This window comes from Lentzea sp. NPDC036955, assembly GCF_055608005.1.
On record NZ_JBVJRC010000009.1, the window covers coordinates 1 to 25,499 of the forward strand.

The 25,499-nt window shown below is 71.6% G+C and carries 24 protein-coding genes and 1 pseudogene; 14 read left to right on the top strand and 11 right to left on the bottom strand.

Annotated features, from left to right (window positions below):
* Together ACZ7CF_RS29315 and ACZ7CF_RS29320 are read right to left on the bottom strand one after the other, a co-directional pair.
* Positions 1-854 (bottom strand): annotated as a pseudogene (locus ACZ7CF_RS29315) (hypothetical protein); the annotation flags it as partial.
* 96 nt (positions 855-950) lie between these two features.
* Entirely contained in the window at positions 951-1,190 is a 240-nt protein-coding gene (locus ACZ7CF_RS29320; RefSeq protein WP_470371064.1) for a hypothetical protein, read from the bottom strand.
* Positions 1,191-1,194: 4 nt separating this feature from the next.
* Here ACZ7CF_RS29320 and ACZ7CF_RS29325 point away from each other — a divergent pair, with 4 nt between their 5' ends.
* The 3 genes from ACZ7CF_RS29325 to ACZ7CF_RS29335 are packed head-to-tail and all read left to right on the top strand — an operon-like array spanning position 1,195 to position 5,179.
* The gene (locus ACZ7CF_RS29325) at positions 1,195-3,369 is read left to right on the top strand and encodes a hypothetical protein (RefSeq protein WP_470371065.1); all 2,175 of its coding nucleotides are present in this window, start codon (positions 1,195-1,197) and stop codon (positions 3,367-3,369) included.
* A 46-nt stretch (positions 3,370-3,415) separates the two neighbouring features.
* The gene (locus tag ACZ7CF_RS29330; RefSeq protein ID WP_470371066.1) at positions 3,416-4,270 is read left to right on the top strand and encodes an immunity 49 family protein; all 855 of its coding nucleotides are present in this window, start codon (positions 3,416-3,418) and stop codon (positions 4,268-4,270) included.
* A 48-nt stretch (positions 4,271-4,318) separates the two neighbouring features.
* A complete protein-coding gene (locus tag ACZ7CF_RS29335) occupies positions 4,319-5,179 on the top strand; it encodes an immunity 49 family protein (protein ID WP_470371067.1) in 861 nt (286 codons plus the stop codon).
* A gap of 23 nt (positions 5,180-5,202) precedes the next feature.
* Here the strand turns inward: ACZ7CF_RS29335 and ACZ7CF_RS29340 are convergent, their stop codons facing one another.
* Positions 5,203-5,700 carry a MarR family winged helix-turn-helix transcriptional regulator gene (locus tag ACZ7CF_RS29340; RefSeq protein ID WP_360393303.1) on the bottom strand — a complete coding sequence of 166 codons (498 nt, stop codon included), beginning with the start codon at positions 5,698-5,700 and terminating at the stop codon, positions 5,203-5,205.
* A gap of 128 nt (positions 5,701-5,828) precedes the next feature.
* On the opposite strand from ACZ7CF_RS29340, the gene ACZ7CF_RS29345 reads away from it, so the two are divergent.
* Positions 5,829-6,767 carry an NADP-dependent oxidoreductase gene (locus tag ACZ7CF_RS29345; protein WP_470371068.1) on the top strand — a complete coding sequence of 313 codons (939 nt, stop codon included), beginning with the start codon at positions 5,829-5,831 and terminating at the stop codon, positions 6,765-6,767.
* 23 nt (positions 6,768-6,790) lie between these two features.
* On the opposite strand, the gene ACZ7CF_RS29350 is transcribed toward ACZ7CF_RS29345, so the two are convergent.
* Complete coding sequence (locus ACZ7CF_RS29350; protein WP_470371069.1) at positions 6,791-7,549, bottom strand: DeoR/GlpR family DNA-binding transcription regulator; 759 nt, start codon at positions 7,547-7,549, stop codon at positions 6,791-6,793.
* A 192-nt stretch (positions 7,550-7,741) separates the two neighbouring features.
* Here ACZ7CF_RS29350 and ACZ7CF_RS29355 point away from each other — a divergent pair, with 192 nt between their 5' ends.
* The gene (locus tag ACZ7CF_RS29355) at positions 7,742-8,590 is read left to right on the top strand and encodes an endo alpha-1,4 polygalactosaminidase (protein ID WP_470371070.1); all 849 of its coding nucleotides are present in this window, start codon (positions 7,742-7,744) and stop codon (positions 8,588-8,590) included.
* Positions 8,591-8,676: 86 nt separating this feature from the next.
* Here ACZ7CF_RS29355 and ACZ7CF_RS29360 read toward each other — a convergent pair whose 3' ends face one another.
* The gene (locus ACZ7CF_RS29360) at positions 8,677-9,471 is read right to left on the bottom strand and encodes an SDR family NAD(P)-dependent oxidoreductase (RefSeq protein ID WP_360393294.1); all 795 of its coding nucleotides are present in this window, start codon (positions 9,469-9,471) and stop codon (positions 8,677-8,679) included.
* 81 nt (positions 9,472-9,552) lie between these two features.
* On the opposite strand from ACZ7CF_RS29360, the gene ACZ7CF_RS29365 reads away from it, so the two are divergent.
* Positions 9,553-9,975 (top strand): MarR family winged helix-turn-helix transcriptional regulator, encoded by a 423-nt coding sequence (locus ACZ7CF_RS29365; protein WP_458431533.1) that lies wholly within the window; start codon positions 9,553-9,555, stop codon positions 9,973-9,975.
* Between the two features lie 7 nt (positions 9,976-9,982).
* Here the strand turns inward: ACZ7CF_RS29365 and ACZ7CF_RS29370 are convergent, their stop codons facing one another.
* From ACZ7CF_RS29370 to ACZ7CF_RS29385, 4 genes are all read right to left on the bottom strand, one after another.
* Positions 9,983-10,717, bottom strand: coding sequence for an aminotransferase class IV (locus tag ACZ7CF_RS29370; RefSeq protein ID WP_470371071.1), 735 nt, complete (start codon positions 10,715-10,717; stop codon positions 9,983-9,985).
* A gap of 20 nt (positions 10,718-10,737) precedes the next feature.
* Positions 10,738-11,874 carry a chorismate-binding protein gene (locus tag ACZ7CF_RS29375; RefSeq protein WP_470371072.1) on the bottom strand — a complete coding sequence of 379 codons (1,137 nt, stop codon included), beginning with the start codon at positions 11,872-11,874 and terminating at the stop codon, positions 10,738-10,740.
* A 33-nt stretch (positions 11,875-11,907) separates the two neighbouring features.
* Entirely contained in the window at positions 11,908-12,513 is a 606-nt protein-coding gene (locus ACZ7CF_RS29380) for a helix-turn-helix transcriptional regulator (RefSeq protein ID WP_360393282.1), read from the bottom strand.
* A 72-nt stretch (positions 12,514-12,585) separates the two neighbouring features.
* Positions 12,586-13,227, bottom strand: a complete 642-nt coding sequence (locus ACZ7CF_RS29385; RefSeq protein WP_360393279.1) for a LuxR C-terminal-related transcriptional regulator — start codon at positions 13,225-13,227, stop codon at positions 12,586-12,588.
* A gap of 471 nt (positions 13,228-13,698) precedes the next feature.
* On the opposite strand from ACZ7CF_RS29385, the gene ACZ7CF_RS29390 reads away from it, so the two are divergent.
* Complete coding sequence (locus tag ACZ7CF_RS29390; protein WP_360393276.1) at positions 13,699-13,989, top strand: LuxR C-terminal-related transcriptional regulator; 291 nt, start codon at positions 13,699-13,701, stop codon at positions 13,987-13,989.
* Positions 13,990-14,012: 23 nt separating this feature from the next.
* Here the strand turns inward: ACZ7CF_RS29390 and ACZ7CF_RS29395 are convergent, their stop codons facing one another.
* Positions 14,013-15,824, bottom strand: coding sequence for a 1-deoxy-D-xylulose-5-phosphate synthase (locus ACZ7CF_RS29395; RefSeq protein ID WP_470371073.1), 1,812 nt, complete (start codon positions 15,822-15,824; stop codon positions 14,013-14,015).
* Between the two features lie 322 nt (positions 15,825-16,146).
* Here ACZ7CF_RS29395 and ACZ7CF_RS29400 point away from each other — a divergent pair, with 322 nt between their 5' ends.
* Complete coding sequence (locus ACZ7CF_RS29400) at positions 16,147-17,049, top strand: SAM-dependent methyltransferase (RefSeq protein ID WP_470371074.1); 903 nt, start codon at positions 16,147-16,149, stop codon at positions 17,047-17,049.
* Positions 17,050-17,137: 88 nt separating this feature from the next.
* Positions 17,138-17,971 (top strand): methyltransferase domain-containing protein, encoded by an 834-nt coding sequence (locus ACZ7CF_RS29405; protein WP_458431526.1) that lies wholly within the window; start codon positions 17,138-17,140, stop codon positions 17,969-17,971.
* Positions 17,972-18,026: 55 nt separating this feature from the next.
* Here the strand turns inward: ACZ7CF_RS29405 and ACZ7CF_RS29410 are convergent, their stop codons facing one another.
* Positions 18,027-19,247 carry a cytochrome P450 gene (locus ACZ7CF_RS29410; RefSeq protein WP_458431524.1) on the bottom strand — a complete coding sequence of 407 codons (1,221 nt, stop codon included), beginning with the start codon at positions 19,245-19,247 and terminating at the stop codon, positions 18,027-18,029.
* 271 nt (positions 19,248-19,518) lie between these two features.
* Between ACZ7CF_RS29410 and ACZ7CF_RS29415 the strand changes: the two genes are divergently transcribed.
* From ACZ7CF_RS29415 to pabB, 5 genes are read left to right on the top strand one after another with little or no spacing between them, the layout of a single operon-like run.
* Complete coding sequence (locus ACZ7CF_RS29415; RefSeq protein ID WP_470371075.1) at positions 19,519-20,547, top strand: polyprenyl synthetase family protein; 1,029 nt, start codon at positions 19,519-19,521, stop codon at positions 20,545-20,547.
* A gap of 25 nt (positions 20,548-20,572) precedes the next feature.
* A complete protein-coding gene (locus ACZ7CF_RS29420) occupies positions 20,573-21,739 on the top strand; it encodes a cytochrome P450 (protein ID WP_360393258.1) in 1,167 nt (388 codons plus the stop codon).
* A gap of 11 nt (positions 21,740-21,750) precedes the next feature.
* On the top strand, positions 21,751-22,647 hold the full coding sequence (locus ACZ7CF_RS29425) for a 4-hydroxybenzoate octaprenyltransferase (protein ID WP_470371076.1): 897 nt from the start codon (positions 21,751-21,753) through the stop codon (positions 22,645-22,647).
* On the top strand, positions 22,644-23,474 hold the full coding sequence (locus ACZ7CF_RS29430) for an arylamine N-acetyltransferase family protein (RefSeq protein WP_470371077.1): 831 nt from the start codon (positions 22,644-22,646) through the stop codon (positions 23,472-23,474). The genes ACZ7CF_RS29425 and ACZ7CF_RS29430 overlap by 4 nt, the downstream gene beginning before the upstream one ends.
* Positions 23,471-25,480 carry an aminodeoxychorismate synthase component I gene (gene pabB / locus ACZ7CF_RS29435; protein WP_458431517.1) on the top strand — a complete coding sequence of 670 codons (2,010 nt, stop codon included), beginning with the start codon at positions 23,471-23,473 and terminating at the stop codon, positions 25,478-25,480. The genes ACZ7CF_RS29430 and pabB overlap by 4 nt, the downstream gene beginning before the upstream one ends.
* The last annotated feature ends 19 nt before the right edge of the window (positions 25,481-25,499 follow it).

Consider the following 25,499-nt stretch of genomic DNA (forward strand, 5'->3'; position numbering starts at 1 on the left):
ACGAACTCTCCGGACCTGACGCCGTCCGGGTCTCCGTCGGGGTCGCACTCCGGTTCGCCGTCTTCGTCCACTCCGGACTCTTCGCCCTCCTCACCGTCTTCGCCCTCTTCACCGTCTTCGCCCTCTTCACCGTCTTCGCCCTCTTCACCGTCTTCGCCGTCTTCGCCGTCCTCGCCGTCTTCACCCTCGTCGCCTTCGTCTCCGGACAGCTCGCCGTCGCCGTCGTCTCCCTCGTCACCGTCGTCACCTTCTTCTCCCTCGTCACCGTCGTCGACTCCGGACGGCCCTTCGCGCGCTCCCGACGGCTCGTCGCCGTCGTCGACCCCGAGCCCGTCCCGCACGCCGGATGCCCCGTCCACTCCGGACACCCCGGCAGCACCTCCGCGCAACACCGGCCAGACCACCCAGTCCTCGGTCGCCACCCCCGAGGCCCCGCCGCGCACGGACGTCCCCCACGCCCCGCAGCCCCCGCGCACTCCGGACACCACCCCGTCGTCGTCCCAGTCGGGCCCGATGGGCAGCACCCCGAACGCCGGCGGCAACACCCCGTCCTCCCCCGCCGCAGGACGCCCCGGCAACCAGGGCTGGACCGGCACCCCCGGCTCCCGCGGCGACACCGGCTCCGGCATGCCGTCCCAGCGCACACCGGACACGTCACCTTCCTCGGCCCGCCCGTCCGCGCCGTCGCAGCCGAACTTCAGCCCGTCCTCCCCGAACACCCCGCACTCGCCCAGCGCACCCTCCGCGCCGCACGCGGGCACCCCGAGCGCACCTTCGGCCCCGAGCGCGCCCCACAGCGGTCCCACCGCGCCGTCGGCTCCCAGCACTCCCAACGCGCCGCACAGCCCGAACACCCCGTCGTCGCCGAACGCGCCTTCCAGCCCAGTAACCCCGCACAGCCCAACCGCTCCCCACGGCGGCCCGAGCGCGCCTTCGGCTCCGAGCGCCCCTCACAGCCCCAGCACCCCCTCGGCACCGAACGCACCCTCGGCACCAAGTGCGCCCCACAGCCCGAGCGCGCCCCACAACGGCCCGTCGGCACCGAACGCACTCTCGGCACCGAGCGCGCCCCACGGCGGCCCCTCCACCCCGCACGCGCCTTCGGGCCCCGGCGCACCGCACAGCCCGAACGCCCCGCACTCCCCCGACGCACCGCAGGGCCCGGGAACGACCTCGGCCGCAGGCCGCACGGACGTGCCAACCCGCCCGCAGTCGGCCACCCCCCACGCCGACGCCCCGCACACCACCCCGAACTCCCCGAACAGCCCGCACGTGCCCCAGCAGCAGGGCTTCTCGCCGTCCCCCGGCAGCCCGAACGCCCCGCACGCCGGCACCCCGCACACCCCAGGCACCCACAGCCCCGGCGGACGCCCCGACGCCCCGGGATCACGCCCCGACAGCCCCCGCCCGGACGCCTCACGCCCACGCACCGACGCCCCCGGCGGCCACCCCAACGGCCCGAGCAGGCCGGACTCCCCCACACCGCACCGTCCAGGCCCCAACCACCCCGACGGCGCACGCCCCCGCGGCTTCGACAACCCCACGACGCACCCCGGCCAGCGCCCCGACGCACCCGGCCAGCCCCACAACCGTCCCGACGGCTCCCGCCCCGACACGTCCCGCCCGGACGGCACTCGTCCTGACGGCACGCATCCCGGCAGCATCCACCCCGACGGCGCTCGTCTCGACGGAACCCGTCCCGACAGCAGGCCAGACGGCACTCACCCCGACGGCAGTCGTCCGGATGGGACGCACCCCGACGCGAACAAGCCCGACGGCCCCGGCCACCACGACGCGGACGGCCGACCGGACGGCGACACGCCCACCAGCCACGCCGACGAGCGGCCCGACCCGGCCACCGCGCACGAGCGCCACGCCGAGCAGACGCCCGCCGGTGTGTCGCACCACGGCGGTGACCCGGACATGGGCGACCTGCCGCACCGCGTGCCGAACGACCCGCGGTTCTTCACGGCGGACGTCCACATCACGCCGGACGGCCGGGCTCGCATCGGCGGGCACGACTACACGCCCGCCGAGTACGCGGACATGCTGCGCCGCGGCGGGTACGACGGCAGCAAGCCCGTCCGGCTGATCGGCTGCAACGCGGGCAGCAACGACTTCGCCCAGCAGCTGTCGAAGCACCTCGACGCACCGGTGGTCGCGCCGACCAAGCCCGCTTGGACGGACAGCCGGGGCCGGGTGTTCACCAGTGACGCGGAGATCGGCCCTGACGGCACCCGCCAGCCGAAGATCCCGCCGAACGGCGAGTGGGAGACCCACCACCCGGACGGCACGAAGTCCAAGGCGAGCGAGGACGGGTTCGCACCCGGCACCGACCCGAAGGACAAGGACGGCCTCGACCCCACCGATGCCAAGGACCGGCCGGGCAAGGTCGACCAGACCAACGTCGTCGAGGTCGAGAAGCCCGAGAACAACATCCCGATGAAGGACCGGATCCAAGATCCGGAGTACCGCGCGAAGTACTACGACGAGCGCGCCGACGGCTGGCACCGCAAGAAGATCGGCGAGGAGGACGCCTCCGGCGATCCCGTCCCGAAGATCCGCGAGAAGGACGGCCAGTTCATCGAGACCGACAAGGAGACCCCGACCAGCGGGAAGTACCAGCCGGACCCGGACAACCCGAACAAGGACTGGGCCTCCAACCGCAGGGCGGGCGAGCAGGAGGTCGACGACTTCGTCGACGCCAACCGCGGCCACCCCGACAGGGACGTCGAGAAGGTCGTCACCGACCGCCAGAAGGCGATCGAGGACCTCGACCAGGCCAAGAAGGACCACGACAGCGCACCCACCGACGAGACCGCGGAGGCCAAGCGGGACGCCTTCGAGCGGCAGACCAACGAAGGCGAACGCCTCGGCGACCTCGCCGGCGAGAACGCCATCCCGGTCGAGTTCGGTTCGCCGGCCACCCGGCTGGACCCGAACCTCGGCGGGTCGGGCCGGTTCGACCAGATCTGGGAGGTGCCCGACGGCAACGGCGGCACCAAGTACGTCCTGGTCGAGGCGAAGGGCCCGAATGGCACGCTCACGCCGCGCCGCGGGTTGGACGGCGAGCTCTACATGCAGGGCCACCCCGAGTACGCGAAGAGCATCCTCCAGGAGATGGTCGACAAGCGACTGACGCCGGAGCTCGAAGCGAAGATGCGTGCCAACGGCGCGACCGACGCGGACATCCAGGCGCACAAGGACGCGCTGAAGACAGAACGCGACCTCGCGCGGAAGATCATGTCGGGCTACCCGGACAACGCGGAATACGTGCACGTCAAGGCACAGGTCAAGACGGAAGCCGTCCCCGGTGGCACCGGCACCCGTGACGTCTACGATGGGTACACGATGAAGAAGTTCCAGTGACTGAAGCCCCAAACCCCGCAGGAGAGTGAGTTTCCAGGTGGTCACCGTGCAGCGTCATCTGACCGACGCGGAGTGGGCTGAGGAGCAGCTGGAGTACTACGTCACGGTCGTTCCGGAGGGCGCGCCGAGCGTCGAGCAGTCGACCGAACGACTGAGCGTGCTGCACCCCGCTGCGCTCAGCCGCCTCGGCTACGCCACGGTGCTCGACCCCACCGCGGAGAACCTGACCACCTGGGACGCCGTGGTGCAGGCGATGCAGGTGACCACCGGCATCTTCGCCGCGGCCGGCGCCACCGAGGGCACCGTCGAGTGGCTGATCGGCGAGCGGACGGTCCACATCCCCGCGACCGGGCCGGTGCACTACGCGAACTTCAAGCGGTGGCTGGACGCTTTCTGGCTCGCGGCGATCGTCCGCGACAAGAAGTGCCTCGACCTGCTCGCCTCGTTCCCGTTGGACATGATCAAGGAGTCGGTCGGCCAGTACGAGGAGTCCGACGCGTTGTGGGCCCGCACCTTGCAGATGTTCACGAAGAGCGAGCCGGGCATGGCCGAGGCGCTGTCCGAGGCGATGGCCGCGACCAATCCTGAACGGCTGAGGGTCAGCACGCCGGACTACGCGCTGCGCCTTGCCTTCCCGGTGATGAACGCGTTCCTGAACATGGTGCGCAGCAACCACGAACGCGAGTTCAACGAGGCTCTTGTGCAGGCGCTGGAACAGTTCAAGGCCTACTGGACGGAGAACAGCGAACTCGCCGACAACCCGCGCGGGTTCGTCGCGCTGGCTCCGCTCGGGCTCGCGTGCATCGCCAAGGACTCCGGGTTGAACGTCGAGGTCGAGTCGGACTACCTGCCCAAGCACCTGCTACTCGGCTCGTGGGTCGGCGAGTACCGGACTTCGTGACCGTTCTCCGTGTTCCTGAAATCTGTGCTTTCGAGCGGTGGCTGAACGATGAAGGTCCCCCGGCATCCCACCGACGCCGAGTGGGCTGAGGAGCAGCTGGAGTATTACGTCACCGTTGTTCCGGAAGGTGCGGCGAGCGTCGAGCAGTCGGCCGCGCGCCTGCCCGTGCTGCAGATGGGCGCGGTCGACCGGATCGGCTACGCCACGGTGCTCGACCCGACCGCGGAGAACCTGACGACGTGGGACGCCGTTGTCCAGGCGATGCAGGTCACCACCGGGATCTACGCTGCGGCCGGCGCCACTGAAGGCACCGTCGAGTGGTTGATCGGCGAGCGGACGGTCCACATCCCGGCGACCGGGCCGGTGGAGTTCGCGAACTTCAAGCGGTGGCTGGACGCCTTCTGGCTCGCGGTGATCGTCCGCGACAGGAAGTGCATCGACCTGCTCGCCTCGTTCCCGTTGGACATCATCAAGGCGTCGGGTAACCAGTACGAGGAGCTCGACGCACTGTGGGCCCGCACGCTGCAAATGTTCACGAAGAGCGAGCCGGGCATGGCCGAAGCGCTGGCCGAGGCGATGGCCGCGACCGACCCCGAACGGCTGAGGGTCAGCACGCCGGACTACGCGCTGCGCCTTGCCTTCCCGGTGATGAACACGTTCCTGAACATGGTGCGCAGCAACCACGAACGCGAGTTCAACGAAGCGCTCGCGCAGGCCCTCGAACAGCACAAGGCTTACTTCACCGCAGACAGCAAGCTGGCGGACGATCCGCGCGGTCTGATCGCGTTGGCTCTGCTCGGACTCGCGTGCATCGCGAAGGACTCCGGGCTGAACGTCGAGGTCGAATCGGACTACCTGCCCAAGCACCTGCTACTCGGCTCGTGGGTCGGCGAGTACCGGACCTCCTGATCACCGGCCTGTAGGCATGTTGGTCAACGCTTGCGCCGGCGCGGTGCCGCGGAACGGGGCGGGGCCGCGCGCATGTGGTCGCGGACCGGGGTCAGCAGGTCCGCGAGGGTCTGGACGTCGTCGGGCGACAGGCGGTCGAAGAGCAGGCCGCTGACCACCTCGATGTGACCGGGCAGCACCTGCGCGAGCAGGGTGCGGCCGGTGTCGGTGATGGTGACCGTGACGCCGCGTTCGTCGTCGGGTGACTGCGTGCGGGTGACCAGGCCCGCCTTCTCCAGCAGGCCGACCTGGTAGGTCAGGCCGCTGCGGCTGTAGACGACGCCGTCGGCGAGGTCGGTCATGCGGTGGCTGCCGGTGGGCGCGTCGCCGAGGCGGGCCAGCAGTTGGAACTGCACGTAGCTGAGGTCGCCGGCCTCCTTCAGCTGTTGCTCGACCGCGTGCCGCAGCAGGCTCGTCACCTCGACGAGCGTGAAGTACGCGCCGAGCTGGGCCGGGTCGAGCGACGGCGGTGGGGCGGGCATGCCCGGCAGTCTACTGCTTCGAATTCGAAGTGACAGCGAGCACATCTCTTGCTTCGAATTCGAAGCAGGCTGTAGCGTCGTCCTCAGTTGCTTCGAGTTCGAAGCACAACAGCGGAAGTGGGAGAGCCATGAAGGCAGTGCGTTTCCACGAGTACGGCGGCCCCGAGGTCCTGCGCCACGAGGACGTGGAGCAGCCGCAGCCCGGTGCCGGCGAGGTGCGGGTCCGGGTGGCCGCCACGTCGTTCAACTCCGTCGACGGCAACATCCGCGCCGGCTTCATGCAGGGGGCGATCCCGGTGGAGCTGCCGCACACGCCCGGTCTCGACGTCGCCGGCACGGTCGACGCGCTCGGCGAGGGCGTGACCGGCTGGTCCGTCGGTGACGAAGTTGTCGCCTTCCTGCCGATGACCAAGCCGGGTGCGTCCGCCGAGTACGCGCTCGCACCGGCGGAAGCGCTGGCACGGGCACCCAAGGGGATTCCGTTGGCCGATGCCGCCGCACTGCCCGTGGTGGGGCTTACCGCGTGGCAGGCGCTGTTCGACCACGGCCGGCTGAAGGCCGGGCAACGGGTGCTGGTCAACGGTGCGGGTGGAGCGGTCGGCGGGCACGCCGTGCAGCTGGCCAAGGGTGCCGGTGCGCACGTCATCGCCACGGCCAGCCCGCGCAGCGCCGAGGCCGTGCGTACTGCCGGGGCCGACGAGGTCGTCGACCACACCGCCACGAGCGTGACCTCGGCGGTCACCGAGCCGGTCGACCTCGTGCTCAACCTGGCGCCGGTCGCCCCGGAGGAACTGGCCGCGCTCGTCACGCTGGTGCGACCGGGCGGGGTCGTCGTGAACACCACGGTGTGGATGCCCGCGCCCTCCGACGAGGCACGCGACGTGCGCGGCATCGACCTCTACGTCCGCAGCGACGCCGAGCAGCTGGCGCGGCTGGTCGGGCTGGTCGACCGCGGCGAGCTGCTCATCGACGTCGGTCAGCGGGTGCCGCTCGCCGAGCTGCCCGCGCTGCACGCCGCGGGTGCGGTGGCCGGCAAGGTCGTCGTCCTCGTCGGCACCGGGGACTGAGGAGGACGACGACGGCGGTGGGGTCAGGCGACGACGACCTCGACACCGGCCGCGCGCAGGCGGTCGAGGTCCGCGGCCGGGGCGGAGGAGTCCGTGACCACCACGTGCACGTCGGTGATCGCGGCGATGCGGGAGAACGCGCGCTTGCCCACCTTCGACCCGTCGGCGAGCACGACCACGCGGTCGGCGGTGCGCAGCAGGCAGTGGTCGGTGTGGGCCTCGACCTCGTCGTGGGTGGTGATGCCGCCGCGGGCGTCGATGCCGTCCACGCCGAGGAACACCACGTCCAGGCTGATGCCCGCGAGCGCGCGGTCGGCGATCGGGCCGACGAGCTCGTAGCTCTCCGGGCGCACGCCACCGCCGGTGACCACCAGGTCGATGGTCGGGCGGGGGCACAGGTCGGAGGCGATGTTGAGGGCGTTCGTCACGATCTTGAGCTGGCGGCCGACCGCGAGCAGGCGGGCCAGCTCGGTGGTGGTCGTGCCGCCGTTGAGGCCGACCGAGTGGACGGACCCGGTCACGAACCTCGCGGCGGCCTCGGCGATCTGGCGCTTCTCCTCGCGCCGGCCCACCCGGTAGCGCAGCGGCAGCTCGTAGATCACCTCGGCCGCGACCGCGCCGCCGTGGGTGCGTTTGAGCAGCTTCTGCTCCTCCAGCGACTGGAGGTCGCGGCGGATCGACGCGACGGACGTGGCCAGGTCCTCCGCCAGCTCGGTGACGGTCACCGAGCCCGACTCGGCGAGCCTCTCCAGGATCGTGGCGAGGCGCTGCTCTTGACGCATTCGATCAGAATAGCGCACAAATTGTGTCCGTTTGGGCGCGAAACGATGCACCGAAGGCAGACACCGAACTAGAAACGATCAAATAAGCAACTGATCTGATCAAACGTGATTGGCCACCGGTCTCAATAGGCCTTCGTCGCTACAGTCGCTCACATCCGATCACCAACTGAGCGATCAAGGAGTGTGGCGTCCATGGCCTCCCCTGCCCGCGCCCTCGCCGGGGCCGCGCTCGCCGCGGCCGCGCTGACCGCCTGCGCCGCCGGTCCCCCGGCCTCGGCCGGCGCCGCGGTCGAGCCGTCCGCTGCCGCCGCCATCGAGAAGCCGCCGACCAGCGGCGTGCTCGACTACCAGCTCGGCGCGGCCTACACCCCTCCGGCCGGCGTGACCCTGGTGACCCGCGACAGCAGCGCGTCACCCGCGAGCGTCTACTCGATCTGCTACGTCAACGGGTTCCAGACCCAGCCCGGTGAGAAGAGCCTCTGGCTGAACCAGCGCAGGCACCTGCTGCTCGAGGACTCCTCCGGCAACCCGGTCGTCGACCCCGGCTGGCCGGACGAGTTCCTGCTCGACACCTCCACCCCGGCCAAGCGCACCGAGCTCGCCTCGATCATCGGCGCCACCATCGACCTGTGCGCGAACAAGGGCTTCGAGGCCGTCGAGGTCGACAACCTCGACTCGTACCTGCGTTCCCGCGGCAAGCTGACCGTGGGCGACAACCTCGCCTACGCCAAGCTCTTGGCCGACCGCGCGCACGGCAGGAACCTCGCGATCGGCCAGAAGAACTCCGCGGAACAGGCCGCCCAGGCGAAGTCCCAGGTCGGCTTCGACTTCGCCGTGTCGGAGGAGTGCCACCGCTGGGAGGAGTGCTCGTCCTACAGCGACGTCTACGGGAAGAACGTCATGGACGTCGAGTACACCGACGACCTGCGCGGCACGTTCGAGGACGTGTGCGGGGACCCGGACACCCCGGCCGTCACGACGTTGCGCGACCGCTTCCTCGTCGGGCCGAACGACCCCGGCTACGCGTTCGACCACTGCTGACCACGTGAGCGGCCCCGGTCGCGGGGCCGCTCCTCCTCGTGCGCGACGCGGCGCGGCGCCACCGCGATCGGCCTGCGGCCGGCGGGTCAGACGTCGACCACCTCGTGCAGCCGCAGCCCGCGGTTCATCGCCCCGGCCGCCTTCGCCACCGCCGCACGCGGCAGCAGGCGCGGCACCCACGTGATCGCGCGGGTCAGCCCCCGGCCGGGATAGGACGCCGTGCGGCGCCGGGCGTAGTCGTCGAGCAGCCTGCGCGCGACGGACTCCGGTGAGTCGGCGAAGCGCGGGTTGATCGACGCCGTGGTGCCGTCGAAGAAGCCGGTCGCGATCGCACCGGGGTGGGCGGCCATGACGTGCACGCCCGTGCCGCGCAGCTCTTCGGCCAGTGCCTCGGTGAACGACAGGACGAACGCCTTCGTGCCGGCGTAGGTGGCCTGGTAGGGCAGGGGCTGGAAGCCGGCGGTCGAGGAGACGTTCACGATGCCGCCGGTGCCGCGTGCGACCAGGTCGCGGCCGATGGCGTGGGTCAGCTCGACGAGGCCGGCGACGTTCAGGTGCAGCGACCGCAGCTGGGGTTCGAGCGGGCGGTCGAGGAACGGGCCGGCGCTGCCCGCGCCGGCGTTGTTCACGAGCAGGTCGACGGTCAGGTCCCGGGCGCGCAGCTCGGCGAGCACCCGGCGCGGGCCGTCGGGGGTGGCGAGGTCGGCGGTGATGACCTCGCCACCCCCGATCTCGGCGGCGAGCTCGCGCAGGCCGGACTCCGAGCGGGCCAGCAGGACCGGGCGCGCTCCTCTGCGTGCCAGGTCGAGGGTGAGCGCGCGGCCCAGCCCCTTGGACGCGCCGGTGACCAGTGCGGTGACACCGCGGTACTCGTGCCTCACGACAACCTCCACCAGTTCGAGACTCGAAGTACTCACGCTAGCAGAACACTTCGAGACTCGAAGCAAAGGTAGGATGCCGGTATGACGGCGGCCGACCTCACCGCGGCACTGGCCGCCACCCACGACGTGTGGATGCGCACGGCCGACCGGCTCGGGCCGGTGCTGGCCGAGCACCGCCTGACCACCGCGACCTTCCAGGCGCTGTGGGCGATCGACCCGGCAGAGCCGCCGCCGTCGATGAAGGTCATGACCGAGCGGCTGCACTGCAACGCGCCGAACCTCACGTTCGTCACCGGCCAGCTGCTCGACCGGGGACTCGTGGAGCGCAGCGTCGACCCGGCGGACCGGCGGTCGCGGGTGCTGAGCCTCACCGCGAAGGGGCGGCGGGTGCGGGACGAGGTGGTGCGGGCCGCGCTGGAGAACACGCCGCTGGCCCGGCTGGACGAGGGCGAGCTGCGGCAGCTCACGGCGTTGCTGGGCCGCGTCCTTCAGCCCGAGGGGTGAGTCCGGGTCACAGCAGCGCGCGCCACTCGTCCGCCCGCACGGCGGGACCGGCCGTCAGCCCGCACCCCCGCCACCCGGTCACGGCGCGGATGCCGTGCAGAGCGCCGAGGCTCCACACCTCCAGACCGTCCAAAGAGGCCAGATCGCACCGCTCGGGCCGCACCGCCACGCCCTGCCGACCGGCCAGGTCCACGACCAACCGGCGCGTCACGCTGTCCAGCACGGGCAGGCTCGGGTCGGGAACGCACAGCAGGTCCCCGCGCCACCACACGACCGAGCTGAGCGCGCCCTCCAGGACCGTGCCGGTGCCGGTGCGCAGCAGCACCTCGTCCGCACCGGAGGAGGCCGCCGACACGCGCAACGCCTGCATCGCCACCAGGTCCGGCCCCTTCGTCCGCGGGTGGCGGCGCGGGTCCGGGCCTGGGTGCGGCAGCAGCACCACCTCCGCCGACGGCTCGGGAGCCGGTCGCAACCGCAGCCGCAGCCGGTGGTCGGCACCGCACTCAACGCGCGGGAACCAGCGGCCGGTGCGCGGCACCGCACCGGCTGCGGAGTCCAGGAACCGGCGCACCGCCGCCGCGCCGAGCCCGGCCTCGCGCTCGCACGACGACACGAACCTGGCGTGGTGCAACGGGAGTGCGCGCGTCACGCCGTCCGAGACCAGCCACGAGTCCGCCACCAGCAGCGCGGCTTCACCGGAGTCCTCGGCCAGCCGGCCGTCCCGCCACAGGAAGGTGTCCACGTCTCCCCTCGCCCACGCCCCTACGCGCACAACGGAACCAGGAAGCGGGAGACGCTGCGCAGCTTCTCGGTCGTCTCCTCCAGCGCACAGCCGGGTTTCGCCGCCACGTCCGCACCGGCGCGCAGCCACGTGCGGCCGCCGTGCCGGAACAGACCGCGCAGCACCAGGACCGCGTCCAGCGAACCGTCCGGCTCGACCAGGACGACAGCGCCGCCGTACAGGCCGCGTTCGGGTTCGACCCGGTCGATCAACGCGCACGCCCGCGCCTTCGGCACCCCCGAGGCCGTGACGGCGGGCAGCAGCGCGGCCAGCGCGTCCCACGACGTGCGGCCGGCCGACAGCGCGCCGGTGACCTCGGCGGCCGGGAACCGCGCCACCCGCACCGAACCCGGTTCGCACACGCCGGCCAGTTCGGCGGCGGCCAGGCGCACCGCGACCGCGCGCTCGAACACCGCACCGGCGGCACGGCTCGGTTCCTCCCGCCACGCCACGTCGAACACCGGGTCGCCGCTCGACGGTGCCAGCGCCTGCGTCACGAGGCCTCGGGCGGTGTCGACCCTCGTCACGACCTCGGGGTCGAAACCGAGGACCTCCCAGCCGCCGAGGCGCAGCAGGGCCGACCGCGCCGGGTCGCCACCGCGCCGCCCGGCCAGGTAGGTCGCCGCGAAGTCGACCTCCCCCGGCACCGGCACGGTCCTGGACAGCACCACCCGGTCCAGCAGGCCCGCCCGGATGTCGGCCACCGCCGCGCCGACCGCCGAGCGGTACTCCTCGGCACCGTGCGTCTCCACCGGTGCGCGCACCCCGGCCTCGACCACGTCCACAGTGGACACGTCGGCGAGCCGCTTCTCCAGCACGTCCAGCGCGGCCTCGTCGTCCGCGCGCAGCACCGCCGTGCCGTCGGCGAACCGGACCTCGGCGCGCGGCACGGCGAGGTGGCCGGTGCGTTCGAACGACACCCAGCCGTAGGCGGTGCGCCCGGCCAGGCGGGCCACGTCGGCGAGCCCGCCGGTGACCGTCTCGGCCTCGCCCTCCGCGAAGTGCACGGTGGCGCCGTTCTCGTGGACGACGTGCGGTTCAGCGGCTGTGCGGGCCAGTGCCGCGGCCGCCTCCAGCGCGTCGCCCGCGAAGGGCACGCTGCGCTCATGGGTACTCATCGGAGACCTCACCTGTGGGCGGGGCGGCGGCGGTCAGATCACCCCGGTTCTGAGCGCGTAGGCCACGGCGTGGGACCGGTTGCGGAAGTTCAGCCGGGTCGTGATGCCGAAGACGGTCTGCTTGATCGACCGTTCCGACAGGTGCAGCCGCGCGGAGATCTCGGCCGTGCTGCACCCCTCCGCGGTGAGCCGCAGCACCTCGACCTCCCGCTGGGTGAACTCCGCCTCCGCGGCGCCGGCCGGGGCGCGGGTGATCGCCTCGACCTGCTCGGCGAGCCGCCTGCGCCGCTCGCCCAGCGTCTCGTCGCCGCTCACCACCGCGGCCAGCACGGCGCGGACCAGCTCGGCACCGGTCATCCGGCGCCGGGACAGCACGGTGACCACGTTGGTCCCGACCGACCTCAGGTCCGCGGTGCCGATCTCGTCGACGACCAGGACCGCCGGCACGGTGCCCGCCGTCACCCCGTACACCTCGGCCGCGACCTCGGCGGAGAACCGCCTCGCCCCCACGACCGCCACGTCGTAGCGGTCGTAGGGGTCGCCGTGCGCCTCGACCTCCCTCCTCGCGCGCAGGAAACCGACCAGCCCAGCACGGGTGATCGGGTCCCGCGCCTGCACCAGGACCGTCGCCGCGACCATCGCTGCACCTCACGTCGGAACGTCGAAAGCGTCGAGAACACGGGGAACCGGCGGCACTGCCGGACTGCGGGCTCAGATCACGCCGTGGCGCAGCGCGTAGGCCACCGCGTGCGGCCGGTTGCGCAGGTTGAGCCTGCTCGTGACGTTGTGGATCAGCTTCTTGACCGACCGCTCGGAGGCGCTCAGCTTGGCGGCGATCTCCGCGGTGTCGTGCCCGTCGGCCATGAGCTCGATGACCTCCACCTCCCTGGGCTTGAGCCCGGAGGCGCGCAGGCCGTGGGGGTCGAGCAGCTCCGCGTGCACCCGCCGGACGTGCCGGACGAGGTCGCCGGCCAGCGCGAACGGCAGCACCGCGCCGCCGCGGGCCGCGGTGAGCACCGCGGTGTGCAGCCGGTCGGCGGTGAACTCGGCGGCGGGCAGGACGGCCACGACGTTGCAGTCGACCGCCAGCACCACGTCGACCTGCTCGACCTCCCGCACCACCAGGACGACCGGCCGGTCGAGGAGCTGCCGCAGCTGCCGCAACGCCGCGGCCACGTCCACGGAGAGCCGGTCGGCGACGGCGACGACCACGTCCGCCCCCTGCCGCGCCGCGGCCGCGGCCAGCGCCGCCTCCTCGCGCACCTCGACCTCGGGGAAGGAACGCAGGGAGATGACGACGCCGGTTCTCGCGATGAAGTCCGCACAACACACGACGACGCGTGTGACGCCCATTCTTCTTTCCTCTCCCGCAAAAGAATTCAGGCGACTCCGAGCGTACGACACATCACCGAGGCCACCAAGGTCGTATCAATTGGCGTCCCGAAGAATGCGTCCCGCACCACTCGTCCGCAGCATCGGACATTGATTTCCTACGCGAGTGCGCAGGTTGACAGCACACCGGCTCCCTGGACCTCCGGAATGCCCGGTTCGCCGGGTTGTCCGACAACGTTGCCGACCGGCAGAACATCACGGTTCAAACCTCCCCACCTGCGAGTTTGCCCACCTCGTTCCCCAAGGGGCACCGACCTGATCCCCAAGGGGAAGTCATTCGACCGGCTGCGCCGACATCGTTGACAACGCCGCGGGAGGCCCCGCAGGATCACTTGACGCCGTCACTTGACCATTGCTGGTCGCCACGGTAATTCTGGGATCGGTCCCCGATTCAACCCGCGGTCACCGGCTGCACGGGAATGGGTGGGTGTCATGCACCACGGGCAGAACGACAAGTGGAAACGCGAGCAGCGACCGGCGAACTGCTGGACGCCCAGCTCGCTGCAGGCCAGGATCTTGGAAGGTGTCGCCGCGGGATTCTCCAGCGGGCGGTTGTCGAGGGAGCTCTACCTCAGCCCGAAGACCGTCGACTACCACGTCCGCGTCATGTCGGACAAGCTGCAGGCGCCGAACCGGGTGGCGCTGGTGTCCAGGGCGTTCGTCCTCGACATCCTGCGCGCCGACACGTGGCCACCGCGGGTCGCGTGCGACACCGTGGACTGATCGCGACACCGCCCCGGCGGTCGTCACCGCTCCTCCCCCGCGTGAACGGCGCCGGCGTCGTCGATGCCGACCGGCGCCGCGTCGAGGCCGGCCAGCAGGTCCACCACGGCCCTCGTGATGTCCTGCGCGGTCAGCCCGCAGGCGGCGAGCACCTCCGCCCGCGAACCGTGGCTCAGGAACCGCCGCGGGATGCCGAACTCCCGCAACGGGGTGCTGACGTCGTTGTCCCGCAACGTCTGCGCGATCGCCGAACCGACACCGCCCGCGCGGCTGTTGTCCTCGACCGTGATCGCGAGCCGGTGCCGGCGGGCCACGTCGGCCAGCGCGGGGTTGACCGGCGTGACCCACCGCGGGTCCACCACGGTCACACCGATGCCCAGGGCGCGCACGCCGTCCGCGACCGCCAGCGCGAGTCCCGCGAGCGCCCCGACCGCGACGACCAGCACGTCCGACGGACCGGAGCGGCGCAGCACGTCGACACCGTTGAACGTGGCGACGGCCGGCAGGTCGGGGCCGACCGGTCCCTTGGGGAACCGCAGCAGCGTCGGGCCCTCCGACCACGCCACCGCCTCGGCCAGCAGCTCGGCCAGCCGGGCGCCGTCACGCGGTGCCGCGATCCGCAGCCCCGGCACGACCTGCAGCACCGAGAGGTCCCACATGCCGTTGTGGCTCGGCCCGTCGTCACCGGTCACCCCGGACCGGTCGAGCACGAACGTCACCGGGCGCCGGTGCAGTGCGACGTCCATCAGCACCTGGTCCAGCGCGCGGTTCACGAACGTCGAGTAGATCGCCACCACCGGGTGCACGCCGCCCAGCGAGAGCCCCGCGGCCATCGTGACCGCGTGCTGCTCGGCGATGCCGACGTCGATCACCCGCTCGGGGTGCTTGCGCTGCAACGGGAGCAGGCCGGTCGGCTCGGCCATGGCGGCCGTGATCGCGACCAGGTCGGCCCGCCGCTCGGCCAGCTCGACCAGCTCCTGCGCGAACACCGAGGTGAACGACCGGCCGGAAGCCGGCAGCGGCTGGCCGGTCCGCGGGTCCATCGGTTTGACGGCGTGCCCGAGGTCCAGGTCGTTGTCCTCGGTGTGGCGGAACCCCTTGCCCTTGGCCGTGACCACGTGCACGACGACCGGCCGGGCCAGGGCGGCCGCGTGCCGCAGCGCGTCCTGCACGGCCGCGATGTCGTGACCGTCGACCGGGCCGAGGTAGCCGAGCCCGAGCTGTTCGAACACACCGGGCCCGCCGCCGGCGCGCAGGTCGGCCAGGTGCCGGGCGAGCCCGCCGACCGTCGGCGCGTAGGACCGGCCGTTGTCGTTGAGGACGACGACGAGCGGCCGGTCCGGCCCGCCCGCGATGTTGTTGAGCGCCTCCCAGGCCATGCCACCGGTCAGCGCACCGTCGCCGACGACCGCGACGGTCGCCCGGTCACGCCGCCCGAGGTGGGCGTCCGCGCGTGCCAGTCCGTCCGCGTAGGACAGTGCGGTGGACGCGTGCGAGTTCTCCACGAGGTCGTGCTCGGACTCCTCCGGGTTCGGGTAGCCGGAGAGGCCACCGGAACGGCGCAGCCGGTCGAACCCGGCCTGGCGACCGGTCAGGACCTTGTGCACGTACGCCTGGTGCCCGGTGTCCCACAGCACCCGGTCGCGCGGGGAGTCGAAGACGGTGTGCAGCGCGATGGTCAGCTCCACCACGCCGAGGTTGGGGCCGAGGTGTCCCCCGCTCGCGCAGACCCGGTCGACCAGGAACGCGCGGATCTCGCCGGCGAGGTCGCGCAGCTGCGCGGCGGTCAGCTCACGCAGCCGCGCCGGGTCGCGCACGGTTTCCAGCAGCGCCATGTCGAACAGAGCTCCTCATCGGGTGTGGTCGCTCTCGATCGGTCCTGACCGGTCACGCGGGTCCGCGACTCATTCCCGGCCCGTTCCCGGACGCGGTTTTCCGGTGTCGCGCAGAATCCACCAATCCGCAGAATAGTCCCGGTCAGTCCCACCTCCGCGTTCCTTTGGGGTTTTTCCCAAAGTCGATCCCGCGCACTCCGGCGTCGTTGACACCACCCGGACGGCGCCTCCACGATGGAATCCGCTCGCTATTCGCGAGGAATTCGGTCCACAGGCCATCCACCAACGCAGTCGTCGGCAACCGAGCCCTGGAGAAGTGACCGTGTCAAATCTTCCAAGTTCACCTCTGGCAGCGCTGGACCCCCAGGACGAGGTACGGGTAGTCGGCCAGTACTACGACGGCAAAACCGCCAAGCTCGTGCGCAAGTACGGTCCTGGCCCGCGAATTCACTACCACGTGGGCTACTACCCGGACAGCCGGACGCCCGCGCACGCGCCCGGTGCGAGCCCGGAGGACATCCGCGGCAGCATCCGCGTCCACCAGGAGGGCCTGCTGCAGTACGCGGCGAAGGTCTGGGGCGCGGAGCACCGGCTGTCGGGCAAGGTCCTGGACGTCGGCTGCGGTCTGGGCGGCGGCTCGCTGTTCTGGGCGCAGGAGTACGGCGCCGACGTCACCGCGGTCACCAACGCGCCGGAGCACGCGCCGATCGTCGAGGGCTTCGCGCGGGAGACCGGCGTGGGCGGGAAGGTCCGCTCGCTGGTCTGCGACGCCAACCGGCTCAGCGTGGACGACGGCCCCTACGACGCGGCGGTGGCGATCGAGAGCAGCGGCTACTTCAACCGCCCGCAGTGGTTCCAGCGGCTGGCGGACGTGATCCGCCCCGGTGGCAGCGTGTGCATCGAGGAGGTGTTCACGACCCGGCCCGGCGGTGCCGACGTGTGGGCGGAGTACTTCTACTGCAAGCCGGTCCCGGTGCGCGAGTACGTGCAGGCCGCGGAGGCGGCGGGCTTCGCACTGGTCGACGAGGTCGACGTCACGGCGGAGACCGCGCCGTTCTGGGAGGAGAGCGCCGCCTGGACGAAGGCGGTCCTGGACACCGACGACAGCCTTTCGGCGGTCGAGCGCAGGAACATGCGGATCTCCCTGCTGGCGAACCAGGCGCAGGGCGCCGAATGGCGAGCGGGCGGCCTGACGCTCGGCTTCCTGCGCTTCGAGAAGAAGTGAAGGAGAAAGCTCCGCACCCGCGCTCGGCCGGAACTCCCCGGCCGAGCGTCCGCATGTCCACCCCGTTCCCGACGATTCGGAGTTCGTCATGACGATCGACCAGACTCCCGCCCATCACGCCGAGGTCCGCAACGTGTACGACGGGTTCGGCCGGGTCTACCGCTCCGTGTGGGGACCGAACATCCACTACGGCTACTGGGAGGACGACGCCGACGACAGCTCCGTCGAGGTCGCCACCGACCGCCTGACCGACCTGATGATCTCGGGTCTGGCCGCGCAGCCCGGCCAGCGGGTCCTCGACATCGGCTGCGGCATCGGCCACCCCGCGCGGCGGCTCGTCCGCACGAGCGACGTGCACGTGGTGGGCATCAGCATCAGCCACCTGCAGGTGGAGCAGGCGAACGACGACGCCGTCGCGGCCGGTCTCGGCGACAAGGCCACGTTCCAGTTCGCCGACGCCATGGACCTGCCGTTCCCCGACGGCTCGTTCGACGCGGCCTGGGCGTTCGAGTCGATGTGGCACATGCCCGACCGCGGCCGGGTGCTCGCCGAGACCGCCCGCGTGCTGCGCCCCGGCGGCCGGCTCGTGGTCGCCGACGTCGTCCAGCGCGAGCCGATCACCCCCGAGGGACAGGTGGTCATCGACCACGTCAAGGCCAACTACGGCGTGACGACCCTGGGCACGATCGACGAGTACGAGCGCAACCTCGCCGCCGCCGGTTTCGTCGACGTGGAGGTCCGCGACATCACCGACAACGTGATCCGCACCCTCCTGCTCATGGCCGACGCCTTCGAGACGGTCCGCGACAAGCTCGCCGACCTGGTCGGCGCCGAACAAGCCGATTCGCTCATCGACTTCGTGCGCCGGTTCGGGTCCATCCCGGAGAGCGGCTACATCTACGTCACCGCGGTCCGCGCCTGACCTGACGACGGGAGAAGAGCCCCGGCCACTCCTGGCCGGGGCTCTTCTCCCGTCGTCACTGCCGGACGCGCAGCTCGGTCAACGCCCGCAGCGGGAACACCGGCTTGTGCCGGTGCGACTGCCCCGGCGCCATGGTCAGGCCCGGCATCCTGGCGGCGATGGCCTGCACAGCGACCTCCAGCTCCGCACGGGCGAACGACGCCCCGAGGCAGAAGTGGATGCCGTGCCCGAACGCGAGGTGCGAGGACGACCCGCTGCCCGGGCTGAACGCGGCGGGGCAGGCGTGGACGCGGCTGTCCCGGCCGGCGGTGCCGTACAGCAGGAGCAGCCTGCTCCCCTCGGCCAAGTGCACGTCACCGACCACCACGTCACGGGTCGCCGTCCGGTACATGCCCGCCAGCGGGGCGTCGAACCGCAGCCCCTCCTCGACGAGGTCGCGGGTGTCGACCGTGCCGTCGGCGACCTCCGCCCAGCCACCGGGCGACCGCAGCTGGTGGTACACGATCGTGCCGAGCGCCTCCGCGCAGGTCATGTGGCCCGCGAAGATCAGCGTGGGGATCTGCACCGCGACCTCGTCGGCGGTGAGGGTGTTGCCCGCCCTGCCGTCGTGCAGCAGCTCGCTGATCAGGTCGTCCTGCGGGTGCGCCAGCCGGTCCCGCGCGAGCTCGCGGGCGAACGCCCCGAAGTCGACCAGTCCCTGCGCCCACTCCCGCAGCAGCTCGGGGTCGGTGTCGCGTTGCAGCATCATCAGCTCGATGCGCTGCTCCGACCACAATCGGCAGCGGTCGAGGTAGTCGTCGGGCACCCCGAGGCGCGCACACATCACCTCAAGGGCGTACGGCACCGCGAACGCCTCGATGAGGTCGAACTCGGCGTCGGCCGCGACCCGCTCGACGAGCTCCGCGGCGATCTTGCGCATCGTGGGCTCGAACGCCCTGACCTTGGCCGGGGTGAACCCGATGTTGAGCACCTCGCGGACCCTGGCGTGCGCGGGCGGGTCGAGTGAGCCGACGCCCAGGCCACCGTCACCGCGCCACGTCTTGAACATCCTGGCCACGTCGTCGGGCAGCTTCACCTTCGGACGCGGGTTGTGGTCGCGCGCCGAGTAGCTCTTGTCGTCCTTCAGCACGGCGAGCAGCTCCTCGCGCCGGCTGACGCACCACGCGTCGAGCAGCGGCGCGTAGAACACCGGCTCGTCGTCCCCGATGCCGGCCAGGAACTCGTACGGGTCGTCGCGGTGTTCGCCGTACGGGTCGAACGGCCTGCCTTCGCGCACTTTCCCGGAATCGGCTGACACAGCCATTTCGCCTCTCCAGCTGTCAGTGGAACCAGCAGCCACCAATCCGCAGAATATCCAGTTCCCGGTCACACCCCGCGCACATTGGGGTTTTTCCCAAAGTCGAACAGGTGTGCGCGCCGAGTCGTTGACACCGCGGGAGCGGGTCGTTCAGGATGCTGATCGGAACCACCGCTCGAAATCCCGAGCACCACTCAGCGAACCAGTGGCGTTTTTTCGGTATTCAATTCGAGCGCCGGAGGGAAATCCGATGAGCACACCCGGCACCTCGTCGACCGCGCTCCTGTCGCCGGCGACGGTGCGGGCCGCGGTACTGCCCGTCGTCCGCCAGCAGGTGTCCGCGCTGGAACCGGCGCTGGCCAGGATCAGCTCCTACCACCTCGGTTTCACCGACGAGCACGGTGCGCCCAGCGACGCCGCGAGCGGCAAGCTGACCCGCGCGTCGCTGATGATGGCGGCGGCAGCGGGGGTCGGGCTGCGACCGGAGGACGTCCTCGCCCCGGCGGCGGCACTGGAGCTGCTGCACAACTCGACCCTGGTCCACGACGACATCATCGACGCGGACGACCTGCGGCGCGGGCGGCCGGCGACGTGGCGGGTGTTCGGCACGGGCCTCGCGATCCTCGCCGGGGACGCGTTGCAGGCGCTGAGCATCCAGATGGTCGTCGAGGACCCCGGTCCCGGCCGTGCCGAGATCGCCGGCGCGTTCGCCGAGGCCACCCGGCTGGTGCTCTCCGGCCAGTCCCGCGAGCTCACCGTCCGGCTGGGCCCGGACGCCGGAGTCGCCGCGTACGACCGGATCGTGGAGGAGAAGACGTCCGCGCTGCTGGAGTGCGCCCTGGTGACACCGGCGTTGCGGGCGGGCAGCGCGGACCACGTCGTGGCCGCCCTGCGCGGCGCGGGCAGGCACCTCGGCCTCGCCTTCCAGATCGCCAACGACGTCGAGGACGTCTGGGGCGACCCCGCGGTGACCGGCAAGCCCGTCCGCGGCGACATCGGGCGGCGCAACCCGTCCTTCCCCGTGCTGGCCGCGCTCGCGACCGGTGGCCCGGCCGGCGAGCGGCTGCTCGGGCTGTGGGAGTCCGACGACACCTCCGCGGCGCACCTGCGGGAGATGGCCGACCTCGTCGACGAGTCCGGCGGTCGCCGCACCGCCGAGCGGACCTCCCGCGAGCACTTCGACTCGGCCTTGGCGCACCTCGCACGCGCCGGGCTGACCCCCGCGGCGGCGGCCGAGCTGGCCGCCCTGTTCGACCGCATCGTCCACCGCACCCCGTGAACCTCGATCCCGGCGGAGGTCGTCAGTGAGTACCCCGGTTCAACTGCCGTTCGAGCAGGAGGACGTGCTGCGGCTCGCACCGCGGTTGCGCGAGCTGCAGTCCCAGGGCTCGGTCCACCGGGTGCGCACCCCCGACGGCGGCGCGGCGTGGCTCGTCACCGGGCACGCCCACGTGCGTCAGCTGCTCGACGACGACCGGCTGAGCCGCACCAACCCCGACCCGGCCGCGCAGGACCCCAGCTCGGCGCTGCTCGCAAGCCTGCTGGGCGGTTTCGCCACCGACCACGCCCGGATGCGCGCGCTGCTGGAACCGCACTTCTCGCCCGAACGCATGGCGGAGCTGCGCCCGTACGTCGAGAAGCAGACCGGACAGCTGCTCGACCGGCTCGCGGAGCGGACGCCGCCGGTGGACCTGCGCGAGGCGGTGGCGCTGTCGTTGCCGATCCAGGTGATGTGCGAGTGGCTGGGCGTGCCGCAGGAGGACAAGGACCGCTTCGGCGGCTGGACCAGGGACGCGGCCGGCGTCGGTGACCCGGTCCGGTCCAAGCAGGGGCTGGGCGGGTTGTTCGGCTACTGCCGGCAGCTCGTCGCCGACAAGCGGCGCACCCCCGGTGACGACGCGATCTCCCGGATCTGCGCGACCGAGGGCATCACCGACGACGAAGTCCTCGGGCTGACCGCGTTGTTGTTGTTCGGCGGCTACGAGACCACGGTGGCCCGGATCGGCACGAGCACCCTGCTGCTGTTGTCCGATGTGGACCAGTGGCGGGCGTTGGTGGCCGACCCCGGTCTCGTGCCCGGTGCCGTCGAGGAGACGCTGCGGCTGTCGATGCCGAACCCGCACAACGGTGGCATGCCCCGGTACGCGGTGACCGACCTCGACGTCGACGGGGTCACGATCCGGGCCGGTGACCCGGTGCTGCTGAACATCATCGCGGCCAACCACGACGAGGCGGTCTTCCCCGGCGCCGACCGGGTCGACGTCACGCGCGACACCGCGGCCAGCCTCGTGTTCGGGCACGGCGCGCACCACTGCGTGGGGGCGGCACTGGCGCGGATGCAGCTGCAGGTGGTGCTCACCCAGCTCGTCGCGCGGTTCCCGTCGCTGCGCCTGGCCGTCGGCGTGGACGAGCTGGCGCTGCGCACCGACACGCTGATCGGCGGTCTGGTCGAACTCCCGGTGACCTGGTGATTGGGAACCTGATGCTGCACAAGATATCCGCGGGCGTCGTCACGAAGAGCCCGGACCCGGTCCGCCCGTACCTGCTGCTGATGCGGCTGGACCGGCCCACGGGGTACGTCCTCTACCTGCTGCCCGGTCTGTGGGCCGTCGTGTTCGCCTCCGGCCACCGGCCCGACCTGCTGTCGGTGGCGGCCATCGCCGTCGCCGCGGTGCTGATCCGCGGCTTCGCCTGCGCCAGCAACGACGTGACCGACAGGGAGATCGACGCCCGCGTCGCCCGCACCGTGGGGCGACCGGTCGCGGCGGGGACGATCAGCGTCCGCAACGGGATCCTCTGGGGCGCTGCACAGGCCTTGGCCGCGCTGCTCGTCCTGCTGCTGGCGAACGTCGAGACCGCACTGGTCGCGCTCGCCACGTACCCGCTGATCGTCGCGTACCCGTTCATGAAGCGCTTCTTCTTCTGGCCCTCGGGGTTCCTCGGGCTGGTGATGAGCACCTACGTGTTCGTCGGCTGGACGGCGGCGACCGGCGACACCGACTACCCGCCCGCGGTGTACGGCCTGTACGCCGCCGGGACGTTCTGGACGATGGTGCACGACGCCATCTACTCCCACCAGGACAAGGAGTTCGACCGGAAGATCGGTGTCAGGTCCTCGGCGCTGCTGTTCGGCGGGGCGACCAAGGCGTGGCTGTCGCTCTTCGTCGTGCTCAGCGTGGCCGGTGTGCTGTGGGCCGGTTCGCTGACGTCGATCGGGTGGGCGTTCTACGCGGTCGTGGTGCTGGCGGCGGCGTACCTGGCGCACCTGCTGTTCCGGGTGGACCTGGACGACCCGAAGGCGTGCTGGGACACCTTCGTCGCCAACACGAACTACGGCTGGATCGTCCTGGCCGCCGTGATCGCCGGGCAGTTCACGTGAGCACCGCGATGTGGCAGGGCGACGCGGTCGACCTGGACGCCTACCTGGCCCGCGTGGGCGTCGAGGGCGCGGTGGCGCCGGACCTCGACACGTTGCGGCGCCTGCACGTCGCCCACGTCGACGCGATCCCGTTCGACAACCTCGACCCGCTGCTCGGGCGCACCGAGGTGCCGCTGGACCTCGACCGCGTCCAGGAGAAGGTCCTGCGGCAGGGCCGCGGCGGCTGGTGCCTGGAGCAGGTCGTCCTGGTGGCCGCGGTGCTGGACCGCATCGGGTTCACGTTCACCGCCTTCGCCGGCCGGACCCGCATCCGCACCGGCAGCAGGGTCGGTCCGGCGCTGCACGTGGCCCTGCTCGTCGACCTGGACGGCGAGCGGTGGCTGCACGACGTGAGCTTCGGCGCCCACGGGCCGCACGAGCCGATCCGGTTCGCGCAGGACGCGCGGCTGGACGGCCCCTGGTCGTTCGACCTCGTGCGCGAGCCGACCGGTGAGCACGTGCTGCGCATGCTGCGGCCGGAGGGACCGGCGGAGCTCTACGGCTTCACCACCGACGTGCGCTACCCGTCGGACTTCGAGCTCCTCAACCACTTCTGCCTCACGCACCCCCGGTCCCCGTTCAACCACCGGATGGTCCTGCAACGCACGCGACCGGACGTGCGGCACCTCCTCGTCGGCACCACGCTCACCGAGCTGCGGCCGGGTGCGCCGGCGGAGGTCCGCGAGCTCGACGAGGCGGAGGCGCTGGCCGCTCCCGGGGAGGTCTTCGGGATCACCCTGGAACCGGAGGACGTCCAGCTCCTCGGGAAGACCTTGGCCGGCTCATGACGCGCACCCTGCTGGTGGACAACTACGACTCGTACACCTTCAACCTGTTCCAGCTGATCGCCGAGATCAACGGACGGGAACCGGTGGTCGTGGTCAACGACGACCCGGCGCTGCCCGAGCTGTGGCGGGAGGGCTTCGACAACATCGTCGTCTCCCCCGGCCCCGGCCGGCCGCAGCACCCCCGCGACATCGGCCTGGTCGGGGAGCTGCTGCGCCGCACCACGTTGCCGGTGCTCGGGGTCTGCCTCGGGCACCAGGTCATCGGGCACCTGGCGGGCGCGACCGTGGCCGCCGCACCCGAACCGCGCCACGGGCACCTCGCCAAGGTCTCCCACGACGGCGACCCGTTGTTCGCCGGTGTGCCGAGCGAGTTCGTCGCGGTCCGGTACCACTCGCTGTGCGTGCGGGAACCGCTGCCGGAGGAGCTCGTCCCGATCGCGTGGGCCGACGACGGGGTGCTGATGGCGTTGCGGCACCGGGACCGGCCGCAGTGGGGCGTGCAGTTCCACCCCGAGTCGGTCGCCTCCGGTTACGGTGCGGAGATCCTGCGCAACTTCGCCGAGCTGACCCGCCAGGCCCACCGCCGCGGTGAGCTGGAGCTCGTCAGCGCCGTCGTGCCGACGACCGCCGACGCCGAGTCGGTCTTCCTGGAGCTGTTCGGCGAGTCCACCCACTGCTTCTGGCTCGACAGCAGCCGGGTCGAGGAGGGGTTGTCCCGGTTCTCGTTCCTGGGCGACGTGTCCGGGCCGCACAGCGAGGTCGTGACCTACCGCTGCGGTACCGGCGTGGTGCGGGTGCGCGACGCCGGCGGGGAACGCGACGTGCCCGGCACCGTGTTCGACTACCTGGAACACCGGTTGCGCGAGCGGCAGGTCGCCAGCACCACCCTGCCGTTCGACCTCACCGGCGGGTACGTCGGCTACTTCGGCTACGAGCTCAAGGCCGACTGCGGCACCTCGAACCGGCACACCGCCGAAACCCCCGACGCGGCCTGGATGTTCGCCGACCGGGTCATCGCGTTCGACCACCGCGAGGGCCTGACCTACGTCGTCGCCGTGCACGACCCGGCGACCCGTGAGGACGCGCAGGACTGGGTGGACCGGACCGCGACCGTCCTCACCGGACTGCGCCAGGCCGGTGAACCGCCGGTCGAGCCCGCCGAACCGGTCGACGCGGCGGGGTTCCTGGTCCGCGACCGGGAGCAGTACCTCGCGGACATCGCGGAGTGCCAGCGGCAGCTGCGGCTGGGCGAGAGCTACGAGATCTGCCTGACCGACAAGCTGCACCTGCCGTTCCACGACGACGACACGGCGTTCTACCGGCGGTTGCGGCGGGCGAACCCGGCACCGTACGCCGCCCTGCTGCGCCTGGGCGACCTCTCGGTCTTCTGCTCCTCGCCGGAGCGGTTCCTGCGCGTCGAGCGCGACCGCACGGTCACCAGCAAACCCATCAAGGGCACCGCCCCGCGCGACAGCGACCCCGTGCGCGACGCCGAGATCGCCGCCACCCTCGCCTCCAGTGCCAAGACGCAGGCCGAGAACCTGATGATCGTCGACCTGCTGCGCAACGACCTGGGCCGGGTGTGCGAGGTGGGCAGCATCTCCGTGGACCCGTACCTCGCGGTCGAGAGCTACCAGACGGTGCACCAGCTCGTCTCCACCGTCCACGGCCGGCTCGGGGACGGGGTCGGCGCGCTGGACTGCGTCCGGCAGTGCTTCCCCGGCGGGTCGATGACCGGGGCGCCGAAGCTGCGCACCATGGAGATCATCGACGAGCTGGAGACGGAGGCCAGGGGCGTGTACTCCGGTGCCCTCGGCTACTTCGGCCTCTCCGGCGGCGCCGACCTCAACATCGTGATCCGCACGGCGGTGCGCGTCGGCGACCGGCTGACCATCGGCGCGGGCGGGGCGATCGTGCTCGACTCCGACGCCGCCGACGAGTACGAGGAGATGCTGCTCAAGGCCGCGGCGTCGCTGCGCGCCTGGCGTGCCCGGTCCCCGAGCTGACCACCTGAAGGAGGCTTCC